This window comes from Alteromonas sp. ABV2_168 (assembly GCF_056161165.1).
Genome location: NZ_JBSWYQ010000002.1, coordinates 406,487 through 423,484, shown reverse-complemented (window position 1 = coordinate 423,484; position 16,998 = coordinate 406,487). Strand labels below are relative to the sequence as shown.

Sequence of the window (16,998 nt, the reverse complement as noted above, 5' to 3'; positions counted from 1 at the left end):
GAGTGGTACCAACCGGACTGAATAACCCGCGCCGGTGTAGTGCTCTGTAGAGTGATTAGCGCATTTTAGGTCCGCTGCAAAGCGTGTTTTATCAACTTTACATTCAGTTCTGCGTCAATCTGTCAGTCCATAAAAAATTGGTTGTTTTTTATTCACAAATTTTATCAATAGCTGGTATTAATCATATTTGCTTGTGATTGTTATTGACTGCATATGATTGTCGATGTACTTTGTTGACTCGATGTTAATTAATATCGAGCAGTTTTAATAAAAATAACACGCTGCCAAAAATTAGATAAATCACTGACACAACCACGCAAGGAGTTGAAAATGGCTTCATTTTCAGGACTGACAACCACACCAGTTTTCCGCCGTTCTGTACTCGCGGCACTTATCACTGCTTCTTTTTCTCAATGTGCAGTTGCACAGGAAGCAGAGTCTGCACAATCTGAACCGGATCCAATGGTAGAAACCATTGAAGTTCGTGGTTCAGCAACCGGTACCCTTATCCGCGGTGCAACACCGGTAGGTACCAACGTTGTAGGGATTTCAGAAGAAGATGTCGCTGAAATTGGTGTGCCTGACAGTAACGAACTTCTTGCACAAATTCCGCAAATGACCAGCACCTTCAACAGCCGTCCTACTATGGCGACTGATATTGGTCAGGGCATGCCAATGCCGAAACTGCGGGATATCGGTACCGGTGGTGGTAGCACGACACTGGTACTGCTGAACGGTTTACGTTTACCGGGTTCCGGTATTATCCAAACCGTACCAAATGCTGCGGCCATTCCTCCATCAGTATTAAGCACGGTAGAAGTGGTAATGGATGGTGGTTCTTCCATTTACGGTTCTGATGCCATTGCCGGGGTGGTTAACTTTATCACCCAGCGTCCGAAAGATGGTGTGACCGTAAACCTCGAAGGTGGATTCGGTGACAGTTATACCGCAGGTTCCCTTAACCTGACTGCCGGCACTTCATGGGATTCCGGTGCGGCGATGTTGTCTTTCTATCATGCGGAAAACGGTGATGTGATGGGCTCTGAGCGTGATTTTATTACTGCTGACAGTACAAGCAACGGCGGCGGTGACTACCGTACCCGTCAGTGCAGCCCGGGCAATATCACGGCAAACGGGACCAGTTACCGCATGGACACGCTGACCGAAGGCAGTAACTTATGTGATCCTAACGATGGTATTTCTTATGTACCGGAGCAAAAGCAGGACACCATTTTCCTGGCTCTGGAGCAGGAATTTTCTGACAACGTTTTCCTTAATCTGAACACGTACTACAGTGACTGGGGCGTGGATATTACCGGCGATGCGACCAACGCGTTAACGGATCTGGGTGCTTCAGGCACAATTACATCAGATAACCCTTATTTTACTGCTATCGGTGATGAAACTTCGCAAACTGTCGACTTCAATTTTTCTGACGTAGTTGGCCCGGGCGCGAAAAACAGCAGCGACTTTAAAGCATTCTCTTTCATGCCGGAGCTGACCGTAGAATTACCGAACTACTGGCGTCTGAAAGCCGCATACAGTTACGGCTGGGCGGAAACCCACGGCGAAGAAACCGGCGTAAATGCGACTGCCGTTGCTACTGCGCTGGCCGGAACGGATGTATCTACAGCGCTGAACCCGTACGATGTAGCTTCAACAGATCCTGCGGTACTGAGCAGTATCCTTTCTTACTACGGTACACTGGGCGATGCCAAGCAAACTCACCATCAGATCCGTCTGACACTGGATGGTGCTATTTATTCTTTACCGGCCGGTGATGTGATGCTGGCTGTGGGTACCGAATACTTTAAGCAAAACTACGACGTGTCGTTCGGCGGTGGCGCAGCAGATGCCCTGCAAATGACAGAAACATCCGCATCACGTAACGTGAAGTCTGTTTTCAGTGAAGTGGTTGTGCCGGTGATGGATGACATCGATGCCGGTACTATCGACTTTACTGCATCCATCCGTTACGACAGTTACAACGATGTGGGCAGTACAACTAATCCGAAGATTGGTGTGGATTATTCTCCTACTGACAACTTACGTCTGCGTGCACAATGGGGTACCTCATTCCAGGCGCCAAGTCTGGCAGACTCCGGTGCAGCCGTTGATACCCGCGCTATTACTCTGGGTGTGAGCCCCTGGACGGCACCAGATAGCGAAGCCAGCGATTTCTATCGCGGTACTATTATTCTGGCCGGTGGTAGCGACGGGCTGCAGCCTGAAGAATCTGAGTCATACAGCGTAGGTTTCGACTGGACACCAGAGTTCTCTGAGGGTTTGAAAGTCAGCATGACCTATTTCGATGTGGACTATTCAAGTGCTATCAGCCTTGCGCCGTTCTATACGCCAAGCGTACTGTTCAGTACGGAAGGTTACTCGGATTACTACACAATCAATCCAACACTGGATGAGGCGCTGGCAGCGGCTGACGGCATGCGCATTGACGGTCAGTCAATCGAAAGTCTTTACGCTGACGGCAATTCAGCCTACGTCCTTTTCGATGCCCGCCGTAAAAATATGACGGCCACAAAACTGTCGGGTATCGATTTCGACATCGCTAAAGAATGGCAAACCAGCTTTGGTAGCGTGAATGCCAGCGTTGCCGGCTCTTATACACTGGACAGAACATTCCAGCCTGTACAGGGCGCGGCGTATCAGGATGAAAAAGGTACCGATGAGCGTGGTGACTACAATCTGCTAGCTCAGGTAGGTGCGACTTACGAAAACATGCTGGGTACTGTGCGTATTCTTCACACCGATGGCTGGGAAAACGCGGTTGCTTCAGCAGACTCTCTGACCACAGTAAATCTGTTCGGTAAGTACGATTTAGGCGAATATGAGTTTGTGGAAGAAGCATCTGTTACTGTAAACGTAGACAACCTGTTCGACGAAGATGCAGTTTACTATGATGATGCAAACGGCTTTATCAGTGGTTCAACACTGGGCCGTGTTATTTATCTGGGGCTGAATCTGAAGATGTAATTCAGTGCATGAACTGAAAGCGGAGTCTGCAGACTCCGCCTTTTGTCGTTCAAAGTAAGGCTTAATAATGGCCTGAGTACTGACGAAAGCAACATGACGGAACACAATAAATGCAGGAGAAAAATCATGCTTAAAGCCGTTCTGGATATAGGCAAAACCCACATTAAATTGCTGTTGGTAGATAACGGTAAAGAATGCGCCAGCTTCAGCTGTAAGAATGCGCCCATTGCCGGCATGTATCCTCAGGCAGATGTGGAAGGCATATGGAACTGGCTGGCAGAAACCTTACGCTCATGCACACTTACGCCTGATATCAACGCTTTTGTCGTCACCACTCACGGAGCGACGGCTGCGTTAGTGAATACGAACGCCCCTGAAGGGGATCAACTGGCACTGCCGGTCCTTGATTATGAATTTCAGGGCGTAGAGAGTTGCTCTGATGCTTATGAAAGTGTGCATCCTGACTTTTCAGAAACCTTATCCCCCGCATTGCCTGCAGGTTTGAATCTGGGTAAACAATTGTTCTGGTTACAGCAGAAGTATAAAGAGGCGTTCGACTCAGCCTCAACCATTTTGCTTTACCCGCAGTACTGGGCCTGGCGTCTCGGCGGCTCACCGGCTGCAGAAGTAACATCTTTGGGGTGTCATACTGATATGTGGCAACCTCAGAAAAAAGACTACTCTTCGCTGATTGATAAGTGTGGCTGGCGGGAAAAAATGCCGGCACTTAAAAACGCATGGGATTGTCTTGGCACCGTGTCAGCGAAGGTTGCAAAGGAAACCGGATTATCTGAACAGTGCGAGATTTTTGCCGGTATCCACGACAGCAATGCCAGCCTGCTGCGCTATTTGTCACTGGCGAAAAGCGGCGAGAGTTTCAACGTGATTTCTACCGGAACCTGGACCATTCTGATGCAGGCAAACGGTAACACCGGCAAACTTGCCAGCTATAAAGATACCCTGGCCAACGTGGATATTTTCTCTAACCCGGTCAGTTGCGCACGTTTCATGGGCGGACGGGAATACGAAAGCATCTGTACTTCTCTGGGCGGCAACATTCGCATGAGTGCTGAAGCCGGGGATATTCAGCAGGCGCTGGATAAAGGCTGGATGGTGACGCCGGATTACAGTCAGGGGAATGGCCCCTTCGGTGGCCTTACTGCGAAACAATTATGTCCGGATGCGCCGCCTGCTCCTCAGACTATTGCGACGCTGTACTGTGCGCTGATGATTGATCAACGGTTAACTGATCTGCATTCAACCGGCACAATATATATAGAAGGGGCTTTCCTGAAGAACCCCATGTTATGCAAGTTAGTCGCACAGCTGCGTCCGGACCAGACTGTCATGCTCTCCCGTGATAACACGGGAACAGTAATGGGCGCGGCAAGTTTAATTCACTTTGATAAGCAGGCTGCAGCTGAACTGGACTTAGTGCCCTGTGAACCTTCTGCGTTTGATAAATTGGAAGCGTACCGGGAAAAGTGGTACAAATCGATGGGATGAATCTATCATATTCAATCAAAAACTTGGTTTTTTGATTGATTGTGCTTGAACAGGTGACTATATTATCGCTTACACGAATAACAATTATACAGGCAACACCATGCTGGAGAAGCAACGTCACCAGCTCATTCTGGATATCCTTGATGAGAGCACCTTTGTGAGTGTGCGCGACTTGTGCGCGCAACTTAACTCGTCTGAAGCGACCATTCGTCGAGACTTAAACAAACTGGCTGATGCGAAGAAAATTAAAAAAATTCGCGGCGGCGCGCAGGTGTTAGACAGTAAGACCGTGTCTAATATCCGCCTTTCCGGTAATGCTTTTCTGGTGGACAGAGAGCGCAATACCAGTACCAAGCAACTCATTGCCAAAGCGGCCACTGACATGTGTGAAGACGGCGAATCTATTATCATCAATGGCGGTACCTCCACGTTCATGATGTCTGAGTTTCTCGCCGAAAGACGCATGAACATTCTGACGAACTCCTTCGTACTTGCACATGAGCTACTGGAAAACAGTCAGAATCAGGTAACCCTACCCGGCGGGGAAGTGTACCGCAAGCAAAGTATCATTCTCAGCTCATTTGAAAACGATACAACACAAAACTACCGTGGCAGTAAAATGTTCATGGGTTCACCCGGTGTCAGTGAATTCGGCGTCATGGAAACCGATCCGTTGTTAATTCTGGCGGAGCAAAAACTCCGTAAGCGGGCCGATAAACTTATCGTACTGGCTGACAGCAGTAAAATTGGTGTGAAAGGTAATCTGATTTTCTGCGGATTGTCTGAAGTCGATACGGTCATCACCGACAGCAATGCAGCACCGGAAGCACTGGATAAAATCCGCGAATTCGGTGTGAATGTGATTGTGGTCGAGGCCTGCGATTAGGATTTACCACTCGTACAAACTGAGCGCGGTATCCTTCCGCGTTCTTTTCAGCTTCTGTCTCTGAATCAGCCCTGCCTTCATTAACAACTGCTAAACATCCGCAAAGCGTCATTCCTGAATAGATTTATACAACCCTTAAAATACTTGTAACAATTCTGTTATATTGTGATTGGAAATGATTGACAAAGATTGTATTGGATGTATATTGAATCATTAATGAATTAATGAGTCTCACAAAAGACCAGTTTCAATTAATTAACTTCACAGGATGCCTATAAATGCCTTATCAGCCAGATGAATACAAACACGTTAAATATCTGTGGGAAGACGAGGTTGCAGATAAACTCGATCCCGTAGAAAACCTGGTTTACCGCTCGAATAAGCTGGGCGAAGACCAGCGTATTACCAATACCGGCGGCGGTAATACTTCGGCTAAGTTAATGGAAAAAGATCCGTTAACAGGTGAAGAAACTGAAGTGCTGTGGGTAAAAGGTTCCGGTGGCGACCTGCGTACATCAAAGAAAGAAAACTTCTCTTCTTTATACCAGGACAAACTGAACGCACTTGACGGCGTGTATCAGGACTATTCAGATAAAGGCTATAAGTCTGCCGGTGAAGACCGCATGGTCGGCATGTTCAAGCACTGTAACTTTTGCCTGAATCCACGGGCCTCGTCTATCGATACGCCTCTGCATTCAATGATTGACGAAAAGCACGTTGATCACCTGCACCCGAATGCAGTTATCTCCGTTGCATCCTGTAAGGCGCAGAAAGAACTGACTGAAGTGATCTGGGGCGGCAAGCTGGCCTATGTGCCGTGGATGCGTCCCGGTTGGGAAGCGGCGAAACTGTGTGAAGACACTTACGCTGCGAGCCCTGACATCTGGGGTATTCTGTTAGGTCAGCACGGTCACACAAACTGGTCATCTGAAAGTAAAAGCTGTTACGAGACCTCTTTATGGGTTATCGAAACAGCGGCACGTTACATTGAAGAGCATGACAAAGGCGAAATGACCTTTGGCGGTCAGAAGTATCAGTCTCTGGACGATGCGGCCCGTACAGGTCTGTTAAAAGACTTTTTACCGGTTGCCCGTGGTCTGCTTTCTAATAAAGTGAAGTTCATCGGTACTGTACAAACTGACGATGCCACACTGCGGTTCGTAAACAGCGTAGATGCGCCCCGTCTGGCTGAGTTAGGTACATCGTGTCCTGACCATTTCCTGCGCACCAAGATTAAGCCACTGTTTGTCGATTTCGATCCGCAGAATGATGACTTCGATACCCTGATCACTAAGTTTAAAGCTGGTCTGGAAAAGTATCGTGAAGATTACACGGCATATTACGAAGCCTGTAAACGTGAAGATTCTCCGGCTATGCGTGACCCGAGCCCGACTGTTGTACTGATCCCGGGTGTAGGTATGATTGCCTGGGGCAAGAACAAGAGTGAATCCCGCGTTACTGCAGAATTCTATAACTGTGCTATTGAAGTAATGCGTGGTGCAGAAGCGATTTCTGAATATACCGCGCTGCCAGCTCAGGAAGCGTTTGATATTGAATACTGGGCGTTAGAAGAAGCAAAACTTCAGCGTATGCCGGCAGAAGCGCCACTGGCCCGCGACGTGGTTGTGGTGATTGGTGCCGGTGACGGTATCGGTAAAGCGACAGCGCACCGTGTTGCTAAAGAAGGTGCCCACGTAGTGTGTGCAGACCTTAATCTTGAGAATGCACAGCGCACCGCCAAAGAACTTACCGACAAGTATGGTCAGGGAATTGGTGTAGCCGGTACTGGAATTTCTGCCTGTGGCCCGGCTGTGGCACTTCAGGCTGACATCACTAAACGTGAAACCGTTGAAGCGCTGTTCACACAGGTACTGCTGGCGTATGGCGGTCTGGATAAAGTGATTGTGACTGCCGGTGTATTCATCGCAGAAGGCGCAGACATGGCGAAGAATGATCAAATCTTCGACCTGAGCTTCGGCGTGAATGTGAAAGGCGGTTATGTCGTTGGCTCAACGGCTCAGAAAATCTGGGAAGCGCAGGGCCTGAAAGGCGCACTGGTACTGACTACCAGCGTGAATGCAGCCGTATCGAAGAAAGGTTCTCTGGCGTACGACACCAGTAAAGCTGCGGCAAACCATCTGGTTCGTGAACTGGCGGTTACCTTGTCACCGCTGGTCAACGTGAATGCACTGGCACCGGCAACAGTTGTGCAGGGCAGTAACATGTTCCCGAGAGACCGCGTGATTTCATCACTGACCAAGTACGATATTGCTCATGATGAAAGTGAAAGCACGGAAGAATTACGTAACAAGCTGGCGCAATTCTATGCACAGCGCACGTTAACCAAACAACCTATCACACCGGATGATCAAGCCGAGGCGGCCTATCTTCTTGTATCCGGTCAACTGAGCAAAACAACCGGGCAAGTGATCAGTGTAGACGGCGGTCTGCATGAAGCTTTCCTGAGATAAGAGGTGACTTATGTTAAGAAGAATTGATGCATCCATTATCAGCGATGACAACGAAAAGCTGAAAGGGCACTTAGAAGCAGATTACGCTGCACTTGCAGACAAACTGGCACGCCAGGATATCGATATTGAGAAAATCACTGAGCTGGCCGGCGAATTCCAGGTTGCCGTACCTTCATGGGGTACAGGTACCGGCGGCACCCGTTTTGCCCGCTTCCCGGGTGAAGGCGAGCCGCGCAATATCTGGGAAAAGCTGGAAGACTGTGCAGTGATCAACGAAATGTCAGGGTGTACTGACAGCGTATCGCCTCACTTCCCCTGGGACGTGGTTGACGATTTCTCTGAGCTGAAGCAAAAAGCAGATGAGTATGGTTTGAAGTGGGTATCGGTGAACTCAAACACGTTCCAGGACCAGCGTGGTCAGGAACACTCTTATAAATATGGCAGTTTGAGTAACACCAAAAAAGAATCCCGTGACCAGGCGATTCAGCACAACCTTGATGTCATTGGCTACGGTCAGCAACTCGGTGCTAAAAGCCTGACAGTATGGGTTGGCGACGGTTCAAACCATCCCGGTCAGCAGCATTTCCAACGTGCATTCGAGCGTTACCTTGCCAGCATGGAAGAAGTGTATAAAGGCCTGCCGGATGACTGGGAAATGCACATTGAACACAAAATGTTCGAGCCTGCATTCTACTCCACTATCATTCAGGACTGGGGTTCAAACCTGCTGGCTGCTATGCACCTGGGACCTAAGTGTAAGTCTCTGGTTGATTTGGGTCACCATGCACCGAATACCAACATTGAAATGATTGTGTCCCGCTTAATTCAGTTCAAGAAGCTGGGCGGTTTCCACTTCAATGACAGCAAATATGGCGACGATGACCTGGACAGTGGTTCACTGCATCCGTATCAGCAGTTCCTGATCTTCAATGAACTGGTTGATGCTGAATATCGTCAGCAGGACGAGTTTGGGCCGGCGTACATGCTTGATCAGTCACACAACGTGACCGACCCGGCAGAAAGCCTGATCAATTCAGCCATTGAGGTACAGCGCTCTTACGTCAAAGCATTGCTGGTTAACCGTGAAGCCCTGTATGGTTTTCAGGAAGACAATGATGCACTGATGGCGTCACTTGAGCTGAAAAACGCGTTCAACCTGGATGTATCACCTATTCTGGCGATGGCGCGTTACCGCAAAGGTTCACCTATCAATCCTCTAGGTGTTTACCGCGGTGTTGGTTATCGTGAAACCATGGCAAAAGAGCGTCCACGCGACCCTAATGCCACCGGTTCTGGTATCGTCTGATTCAGACGGACTGTGAATCTGGCCTGAAGATACAGCTCGCGTTTGCGGGCTGTTTTGTATCTGAGGGCTGTGGATCTGTAGCATGAGAACGGAAAACAATAATGCGATTAAGCCAGTGTCATAATTTTCATGATTTTCGTAAGTTGGCGCAGAAGCGTTTGCCCGGGCCAATTTTTAACTACATCGATGGCGGTGCTGACGATGAAACCACGTTACGCCGCAACACGTCGGCTTTCCGTGAGTGTGATCTGATCCCCCGCGTGCTCACCGGCGTGAAAGATATTGATTTAAGCGTTGAAGTGATGGGGCAAAAACTGCAGTTGCCGGTTTATTTGTCACCAACCGCACTGCAACGTTTGTTTCATCATCAGGGTGAACGGGCTGTAGCAGCGGTCGCTGAGCAATTCGGCACCATGTTTGGTGTGTCGTCCCTCGGCACAGTCAGCATGGAGGAAATTGCTAAGCAATACGATACGCCTCAGGTATATCAGTTCTATTTCCATAAAGATCGCGGTCTCAACAGAGCCATGATGGAGCGGGCGAAAGAGTCCGGTATTGAAGTGATGATGCTTACCGTCGATTCCATTACCGGCGGTAACCGCGAGAGGGATTTACGTACCGGTTTCTCCATTCCTTTCCGGTTGAATCTGGCGGGCTTGTGGCAGTTTGCGACTAAGCCGGCGTGGGGCATTAACTATGTCACCCATGAAAAATTTTCGCTGCCGCAACTTGATGCCCACATTAATATGGGCGGTTCAACCAGCTCTATCGGTGACTACTTTACAAATATGCTCGACCCGTCGATGAACTGGAAAGACGTGGCAGAGATGGTGAAATTCTGGGACGGCCAGTTCTGTCTCAAAGGCATTATGAGTGCCGACGATGCTAAACGTGCCGTTGATATCGGCTGTACCGGCATTGTGATTTCAAACCACGGTGGCCGTCAGCTTGATGGTTCCCGAAGTTCTTTCGATCACCTGGCTGAAATTGTTGATGCCGTCGGTGACCAGATTGATGTTATGTTCGACAGTGGTATTCAGCGCGGTACGCACGTACTCAAGGCATTAGCGCTGGGTGCGAAAGCAGTCGGACTGGGGCGCTACTATCTTTATGCTCTGGCAGCGGCAGGTCAGAAGGGCGTAGAGCGTGCGATGCAGCAAATGGTGGCTGAAATCGAACGGGACATGCGCCTGATGGGCTGCAGCAAAATCAGCGAGCTGAACCGCGACCACGTGCGATTCAGATAAGCGTTTTGTACGCTTTGTAAAATGAAGCACGCATGCAGGCTAGCTTGTGTGCAATCTTTATGTTGTTCTCCCTCTCTTCTTTAAGCCCGACCCAATCCGTTAACAGTTCTACGGATCTCCTTTAAATACATCACTGTATGCGTATCCCTGCACCTCATGATTACTACTTTTGAATATTTGTGATTGGAAATGATTAAAAGTGTGTGATTTACATAAAATTATTGTGTATGCTGGCAATTGTATTGTTTAAATGATGTAAACCCGTTACTTAAAAATTACATGCGGGTGGTGTACCGGGAGTAAAGGCATGACACCAAATCCATTACTAGGGGTATTGTTTCACTGGCTGGGCGGTTTGTTCTCTGCCAGTTTCTATGTTCCGTACAAACGCATTCAAAAGTGGTCATGGGAAATCTTCTGGCTGACCGGTGGTATTTTCAGCTGGTTCCTGTGCCCGTGGTTTTTCGCGATGGTCCAGACCGAAGATTTATTTGGTGTACTGGGCAGTACGCCGGCAAGCACATTGCAGCAATGTTTCCTTTGGGGTCTGGGCTGGGGCTTTGGCGGTTTAACCTTTGGTCTGGCTGTACGCTACATGGGGATCTCGTCCGGCATGGCTATTGTGTTGGGTCTTACCACAGTATTAGGGACGTTAGGCCCACCTATATTTGATGGCACTATCGGTGCCGTACTGGCGACCACCAGTGGCCAGTTTGCTGTAGGCGGTACGTTGATGACCCTCGTCGGAGTTATTGTTGTTGCCAGGGCGACAGCTGAAAAGAACCGCAGTCTCGGCACCACAGAAGAAGCCGAAACCATTGATATGAAAAAAGGCTTAGCCATCGCCGCGTTTTCCGGCGTCATGTCTGCCTGTTTTGCTTTCGGTATTGCGGCGGGTAAACCCATCCGTGAACTGACTCTTGAAGCCGGCACCGATCATCTCTGGCAGGGTTTGCCTGTACTGTGTGTTGTATTGCTGGGTGGTTTAACGACTAACGCCGTCTGGTGTATTTATCTGATTGCGAAAAATGGTTCTGCCAAAGAGTTTTTTGGTCAGGTCGCCAAAGGCACTGAGCGTCTGCAGGGCAACACGATGGTGAAAAACTATCTGCTGGCTGCATTAGGCGGTGCATTCTGGTACTTCCAGTTCTTCTTTTACACCATGGGCGAAAGCAACATGGGTAAGTACGAGTTCTCCAGCTGGACCATTCATATGGCCAGTATCATCATTTTCTCCACGCTGTGGGGATTAGCGTTGATGGAATGGAAAGGCAGCAATAAAAAGAGTCGTATGCTGCTGCTGACCGGTATCTCTTTACTTGTTCTTGCCACGCTGGTGATCGGCGTAGGTAACTCTCTGCAATAACGTAACAGTCCCTGGCGCCGGCCTTGGTATGGTTTCCAGTAGGTTGGCGCGCTTAATCTCTCTCCGGTACGCTGAGCTGTATTGTCAGCCGGTTAAGTGACAAAACTTAATTACCTTCGTGGCGGCAATGGCAACTTCACCCGCAATGGCCGCAGAAATATACCTGGCATCATTGTTGGTAATCGATGAACAGAACCATATGGAGAAGGTCTACCTCAGAGAATTAGCGGCTTTGCTGCGGTTGGATGATGAAATGGTACGCCGTCTGAACGAGAGTGGCAGAACCTAAACGAATAAAATTTCATACCTGAAAGTTTTCAAATCCCATCCAAAGGTATCTTTTTCCAGAACCATAAAAACGATATTGTTGTGCTACATTTTTAATCAGTCGATGCAGATACCCATTCAGGACAGATTATGAAAAAGTTATGTAGTGCAGCAGTATTGGCGTTCGCCGCCGTGTCTTCACCCGTCAGCGCCATCAGCGAGGGTGAGTATTATTATCTTCCAAGTGATCTTTGTGAAACCGCCAGTTCCGAAAATGTGAGCCAGAACAAGCTGCTTACCGTTATCGGCAATAACTCTCAGTCGCAGGTGCAACTGAATCTGGAATTACTGGCAGACTATCCTGAAACAGGACTGAGTTATCTTGAACAGGCGCAAAACGCTGCACAAATTGCGATTGTAGAAAAAGCTTCAAAAAACTGGGTACACTTCACGCAGGACAATATGTACATCTTAGGGAAAGAAAAAATCCCTTTGTCTGAAGCCGCTAAAATTCCGGCTATCCTTGCTAACTCACCGGAAAAAGCCGAAGCGTATCTGAGTAAAATCGAGTCTCTGGCGAAACGCTACAACTTAAAAGACGATGACATTATTATCGTGCAGACCGGTGCCCGGGTGCTGGTGCAGGACGATACCAACGAAGTATTCCTGAAATCATTCTTTACAGCATTTGATGCCAGACGGGTAGAAAAACATCTGCTGACTATCGACCATCATGCTCCGATGATGCAGTCACTGGAAGTGGCCTTCCATGAAAAACGCAGTCATGGTGCATGCGGTGTGAAAACCCAGGATGTCGCTAAGCTTTAATACAGTCCAGTAATCGTTGCTCCCGGCAGTCATCTGTCTGCGGAGCAATGATTTCAATACGACTCTCAGTGCAGTCATCAAGAAACATTTCCGTCATTTCATCGCCTTCAATGTTGAGCCCCAAAACACCCTCATCTGTGATTACCACAGCTTTAATCCGGCTACTTTTAAACGTCACAGCCCAATCTCTGAATGCTTTACGCCTGAAGGTATAGCGGACGTCAAATTGCCAGCCCACAGACCGGTATCCTTCGCCGCTATTTTCAGATTTGAGGATCCCGTTTTCAGGAAGAAGGACGTCCGGAGCACCCTGAGTGTCCGGCAGCGGAAATTTAGTTTGGCCCGAAATGTGACCCCACCTTTGTGATATCTGTGTTTTTCCTTCGAGGATATTCACGGCTATTTCGCCAAAGTCAGTAAACAGCGTAGTGAACATATCTCCTTTTCGCTGTTTTATATATCCTCTGAGTGCATTCCTGTCGGCATCAGAGTAAAGCGCCTGCTTGTTAGCGAGAATAAGGTCCGCAATATCAATTTGCTGGTTAAACGTGTCATGTTCTGTATACCGCCTGTCACACAGTTTTCTGGCATCAACCAGCGTAATTGTTTTTTGCAGTGAAATGACATCGTGATAGTGAGGTTCGCTGAGAATATCAATCACCTCTTTCGGGTGTCCGAGCCCGGTAGGTTCAATAATCAACCTGTGAGGATTGGCTTTCGCCAGCAGCTGATTTAAAGCAATTTGCATTGGCAGCTTTGCTGAACAGCACATGCACCCGCCGGGCACTTCTTTAACATACACGCCTTTCTCTTCAGAATATTGTCCACGCATTAAACTGCCATCAATACCTACCTCGCCGAATTCGTTAACCAGTACCGCCCAGCGCTCATGTCCGGGCTTCTGTTTGAGTAAGTTCAGAATAGCGGACGTTTTCCCCACACCCAGAAAACCGGTAATGATGTTGGTGGGTACCGCCGCCGATATCCGGTTAATACGCATTATTTCCTGCCTGAGTAAAAGTGTTGCTCTTTGCCTTCGTTTATCTGCTTGATGTCAGCACAATATTCTGAAACTGGCCTGATCAATAAACGGGGTATACCAATGGGATCGCCACTTTCCAGGCAATAGCCGTAACTTTTGTTTTCAATTTGCTTTAATGATTTGGCTATCTTGCCCAGAAGCATGCGTTCTCTGTCCAGAATTCTCAGGGCCAGTCTGGATTCCTCTTCATACTGTGCGCGGTCTACATCATCACTGAATTCGGGAGGAGAGCTTAATGACTCTTTTACATCTTCAATGTGAAGCATGGTCTTGTCTTTAAGTTCGAGCAGTAACGATTTGAAAAAGGCGAGCTGCGCATCGTTCATATACTCATCTTCGGACGCGGACAGTATTTGCTCTTTTGTGAGTTCCCTCATTTTTCCTCCTGACCAGCTTGCCGGAACCAACCTAAAATCCGGGTGTGATGACTTCTTCCATACAACTGTATGAATTGTCGTGTGTGTTCAGATTTTTCATTGCTCAGTGCCCCGATACGGGCAGCTATAAATTGACTGTCGAGTTGCAGACCACATTCAACGGTAATGCAGTGCACCCATTCCTGATAGCTTTGTGGTATGAGTGGTGAGGTCACGGCGTATCATCCTTTTCCTGTTGTAATTGCACTTGTTACATTATAACATTCTATTAATTGTTATAATATAACATTTCTTTGGAGAGTGGATGTTTAAGCTAAGTTATGTCGCTGCGGCCATCGCGACAGTCATTCCCTTTGTCGTGAATGCGCAAGGGGTACAGGGTTCAGTTAAAAATGCGTCAGGGCAGACGCTGGCTAAGGCAACCATTGAGATTGAAGCATTAGGGCTTGAGGTTGTCGCTGATGCGAACGGAAGCTTTGTGTTTCCGGAAATCGAACCCGGTGAGTATGTCATCCATGCTTCTGCTCCCGGATATGCTCATTTGCACAAAACCATATCGGTAGGAGAGCAGTCACCAGCAAATATTCAACTGGCGCTGACAAGAAGTGCCATCGAAGTTATTGATGTGACTGCAACGCCCATGCATCTTTCATCCATGGAGTCGGCGGCGCCGGTCAGTGTTCTTTCCGGAGAGTCATTGCGACGTCAACAGGCAGCTACTTTGGGCGATACACTGGAGAACCTGCCGGGCGTACAGTCGAATTTTCATGGCAATGTAGCCAGTACACCCATCATCCGCGGATTAAGCGGGCCACGGGTTTTGATTGCTCAAAATGGTCTGGATGTCAGTGATGTATCCCGCGTGGGGCCTGATCATTCCGTTGCCTCTGAAGCGTCTACTTCTCAGCAGATAGAAGTGTTACGGGGGCCGGCAACATTATTTTATGGCAGCGGTGCAATCGGCGGTGTAGTGAATGTGGTAGACGGCCGGATCCCGACAGACAATGATACCCGGGGCGAATGGTTGCTCGAAACTGACTCGGTGAATAACCAGAAACTGGGCTCTTTTAATGTTACCACCGGCGTTGATAAATTTGCCGTTTATGCAGATGGCTACTGGCGGGAGTCTGACGACTACGACACGCCCGTTGCGCCGGACATGGATGAAGACGGCCAGGATGCTGAACATGTTGTTAAAAACAGTGCTGAAAAGTCTGACGGGCTGACCCTCGGCGGCAGCTATCTGATGGATAACGGCTACGTGGGTGTGGCGGTAGAACGGTTTAACCGTGAATACGGTATTCCCGGACATTCTCATGGTGGCGAAGAAGCCGAAGAAAATGTGTTTGCTGATCTTGAGCAAACAAAGGTACAGGTTCTTGGTGAGTACCGGCTAAAAGGAGAATGGATTGACCGCGTTCAGTTTCGCGCGGGCCATACCGATTACGAACATGCCGAAATTGAAAACGGCGCTGCCGGTACAATTTTTGAAAACACTACCGACGAAATCCGTTTCGATATTATGCACTCGCCATTTTCTGAATGGCAGGGTGGCTTAAGTCTTCACTATAAAAACAGTGAAGTGGCCGCGCAGGGGGAGGAAGCATTTACTCCTCCGTCTGAAGCGGAAATGATTGCTCTGGGCCTGATGGAAGAAAGGCACTTTGGCGACTTCCTGTTACAACTCGGTGCGCGGATTGAACGGGTTACTCTCGACGCTGCTCAGGTGCAGTTGCCTCAGCTTTCTGCTCATGCTCATGATGAAGAAGAAGCTGAAGACGAACATGACCATGATCACGAGAGTGAAACAACGGTTACCCGTGTGTTTAGTGTGGATCAGAAATTCACGCCAGTCTCACTTTCAGCGGGTTTAGTGTGGGATTTTACACCCGGCTATAACATTGGTATTTCAGTATCCCGCTCTCAGCGTGCACCTTCTGCATCAGAGTTATTGTCATTTGGTCCTCATATCGGTACCCGTACTTATGAGATCGGTGCGTTGTTTGAATTGACCGGTGATGAAGAAAGTGCGTTAGGTCTGGCTTCAAAAGCCATCGATTTAGAAACGGCAAACAACATCGATGTGACCTTCAGAAAAACTGATGGTGACATTGGCTTCATTTTTAATGCTTTCTATAACCAGATAGATAATTACTACTATCAAATCGATACGGGGCTGTTTGCCGAAAGTGGTCACAGTCATGATCATGGTGAAGAAGAGGCAGAGGAGGCTCACGATCATAGCAGTGAGTTGCCGGTTTACCTGTTTGAATCAGATGATGCGATTTTACATGGTTTTGAGGCGCAGGTTGCCTGGCAGGTGACTGACGAGTTCAAGGCGCAGGTATTTTCGGATTATGTACGCGCCCGCCTGAAAGATGGCGGTGATTTACCCCGAACGCCACCGTTGAGATTCGGAGCACAATTCAGCTATCAGTCGGAAGTGATTACCGCAAACCTCGATATTACCCGTTACGCTGAGCAAGACCGCATTGCAGACTATGAAACCGTTACTGACGGTTACACCCTTGTGGACGCCTTTGTGTCTTACGACATGCAAGTCTTGTCTCAGGACGTGTCTTTGTACCTGAAAGGCAGCAACCTTACCGATACGGAAGCAAGAGTCCACTCATCATTTCTTAAAGATCTTGCTCCCCGTCCAGGCCGCAGCTTTGGTGTTGGTCTGAGAGGTTACTTCTAATGTTAAACCT

13 protein-coding genes are annotated in these 16,998 nt (G+C 48.5%); 10 read left to right on the top strand and 3 right to left on the bottom strand.

Features of this window, described 5'->3' with window-relative positions:
* Positions 1–330 precede the first annotated feature (330 nt).
* The 9 genes from ACXAH4_RS04780 (at position 331) to ACXAH4_RS04740 (ending at position 12,868) form a co-directional block, all read left to right on the top strand.
* A complete protein-coding gene (locus tag ACXAH4_RS04780; protein ID WP_474844012.1) occupies positions 331–2,991 on the top strand; it encodes a TonB-dependent receptor plug domain-containing protein in 2,661 nt (886 codons plus the stop codon).
* A gap of 126 nt (positions 2,992–3,117) precedes the next feature.
* On the top strand, positions 3,118–4,497 hold the full coding sequence (locus ACXAH4_RS04775) for an FGGY-family carbohydrate kinase (RefSeq protein ID WP_474880981.1): 1,380 nt from the start codon (positions 3,118–3,120) through the stop codon (positions 4,495–4,497).
* A gap of 100 nt (positions 4,498–4,597) precedes the next feature.
* On the top strand, positions 4,598–5,383 hold the full coding sequence (locus tag ACXAH4_RS04770) for a DeoR/GlpR family DNA-binding transcription regulator (protein WP_119499527.1): 786 nt from the start codon (positions 4,598–4,600) through the stop codon (positions 5,381–5,383).
* A gap of 278 nt (positions 5,384–5,661) precedes the next feature.
* On the top strand, positions 5,662–7,854 hold the full coding sequence (locus tag ACXAH4_RS04765) for a bifunctional rhamnulose-1-phosphate aldolase/short-chain dehydrogenase (protein WP_474880979.1): 2,193 nt from the start codon (positions 5,662–5,664) through the stop codon (positions 7,852–7,854).
* Positions 7,855–7,864: 10 nt separating this feature from the next.
* Positions 7,865–9,160, top strand: a complete 1,296-nt coding sequence (locus ACXAH4_RS04760; RefSeq protein ID WP_474880977.1) for a sugar isomerase — start codon at positions 7,865–7,867, stop codon at positions 9,158–9,160.
* A gap of 101 nt (positions 9,161–9,261) precedes the next feature.
* Positions 9,262–10,407, top strand: coding sequence for an alpha-hydroxy acid oxidase (locus tag ACXAH4_RS04755; protein WP_119499530.1), 1,146 nt, complete (start codon positions 9,262–9,264; stop codon positions 10,405–10,407).
* Between the two features lie 307 nt (positions 10,408–10,714).
* Positions 10,715–11,773, top strand: a complete 1,059-nt coding sequence (gene rhaT / locus ACXAH4_RS04750) for an L-rhamnose/proton symporter RhaT (protein WP_119499531.1) — start codon at positions 10,715–10,717, stop codon at positions 11,771–11,773.
* Between the two features lie 127 nt (positions 11,774–11,900).
* Entirely contained in the window at positions 11,901–12,062 is a 162-nt protein-coding gene (locus tag ACXAH4_RS04745) for a DUF533 domain-containing protein (RefSeq protein ID WP_474844008.1), read from the top strand.
* Between the two features lie 128 nt (positions 12,063–12,190).
* Positions 12,191–12,868, top strand: coding sequence for a hypothetical protein (locus ACXAH4_RS04740; protein WP_474844007.1), 678 nt, complete (start codon positions 12,191–12,193; stop codon positions 12,866–12,868).
* Here ACXAH4_RS04740 and ACXAH4_RS04735 read toward each other — a convergent pair.
* The 3 genes from ACXAH4_RS04735 to ACXAH4_RS04725 are packed head-to-tail and all read right to left on the bottom strand — an operon-like array spanning position 12,858 to position 14,502.
* Positions 12,858–13,868, bottom strand: coding sequence for a CobW family GTP-binding protein (locus tag ACXAH4_RS04735; protein ID WP_474849305.1), 1,011 nt, complete (start codon positions 13,866–13,868; stop codon positions 12,858–12,860). The two genes, ACXAH4_RS04740 and ACXAH4_RS04735, sit on opposite strands and share 11 nt — an antisense overlap.
* A complete protein-coding gene (locus tag ACXAH4_RS04730) occupies positions 13,868–14,287 on the bottom strand; it encodes a TraR/DksA C4-type zinc finger protein (RefSeq protein WP_474844005.1) in 420 nt (139 codons plus the stop codon). Before ACXAH4_RS04730 ends, ACXAH4_RS04735 begins: the two co-directional genes overlap by 1 nt.
* Complete coding sequence (locus tag ACXAH4_RS04725; RefSeq protein ID WP_474844004.1) at positions 14,284–14,502, bottom strand: hypothetical protein; 219 nt, start codon at positions 14,500–14,502, stop codon at positions 14,284–14,286. The genes ACXAH4_RS04730 and ACXAH4_RS04725 overlap by 4 nt, the downstream gene beginning before the upstream one ends.
* 89 nt (positions 14,503–14,591) lie before the next feature.
* On the opposite strand from ACXAH4_RS04725, the gene ACXAH4_RS04720 reads away from it, so the two are divergent.
* Positions 14,592–16,988 (top strand): TonB-dependent receptor, encoded by a 2,397-nt coding sequence (locus ACXAH4_RS04720; protein WP_474844003.1) that lies wholly within the window; start codon positions 14,592–14,594, stop codon positions 16,986–16,988.
* Positions 16,989–16,998: the final 10 nt, after the last annotated feature.

Excerpts from the sequence above, each read along its gene's own strand:
- ACXAH4_RS04720 (WP_474844003.1), top strand. The coding sequence starts at position 14,592 with ATGTTTAAGCTAAGTTATGTCGCTGCGGCCATCGCGACAGTCATTCCC.
- ACXAH4_RS04765 (WP_474880979.1), top strand. The coding sequence starts at position 5,662 with ATGCCTTATCAGCCAGATGAATACAAACACGTTAAATATCTGTGGGAA.
- ACXAH4_RS04775 (WP_474880981.1), top strand. The coding sequence starts at position 3,118 with ATGCTTAAAGCCGTTCTGGATATAGGCAAAACCCACATTAAATTGCTG.
- rhaT (WP_119499531.1), top strand. The coding sequence starts at position 10,715 with ATGACACCAAATCCATTACTAGGGGTATTGTTTCACTGGCTGGGCGGT.
- ACXAH4_RS04760 (WP_474880977.1), top strand. The coding sequence starts at position 7,865 with ATGTTAAGAAGAATTGATGCATCCATTATCAGCGATGACAACGAAAAG.
- ACXAH4_RS04755 (WP_119499530.1), top strand. The coding sequence starts at position 9,262 with ATGCGATTAAGCCAGTGTCATAATTTTCATGATTTTCGTAAGTTGGCG.
- ACXAH4_RS04770 (WP_119499527.1), top strand. The coding sequence starts at position 4,598 with ATGCTGGAGAAGCAACGTCACCAGCTCATTCTGGATATCCTTGATGAG.
- ACXAH4_RS04735 (WP_474849305.1), bottom strand. The coding sequence starts at position 13,868 with ATGCGTATTAACCGGATATCGGCGGCGGTACCCACCAACATCATTACC.
- ACXAH4_RS04740 (WP_474844007.1), top strand. The coding sequence starts at position 12,191 with ATGAAAAAGTTATGTAGTGCAGCAGTATTGGCGTTCGCCGCCGTGTCT.
- ACXAH4_RS04730 (WP_474844005.1), bottom strand. The coding sequence starts at position 14,287 with ATGAGGGAACTCACAAAAGAGCAAATACTGTCCGCGTCCGAAGATGAG.
- ACXAH4_RS04780 (WP_474844012.1), top strand. The coding sequence starts at position 331 with ATGGCTTCATTTTCAGGACTGACAACCACACCAGTTTTCCGCCGTTCT.
- ACXAH4_RS04745 (WP_474844008.1), top strand. The coding sequence starts at position 11,901 with ATGGCAACTTCACCCGCAATGGCCGCAGAAATATACCTGGCATCATTG.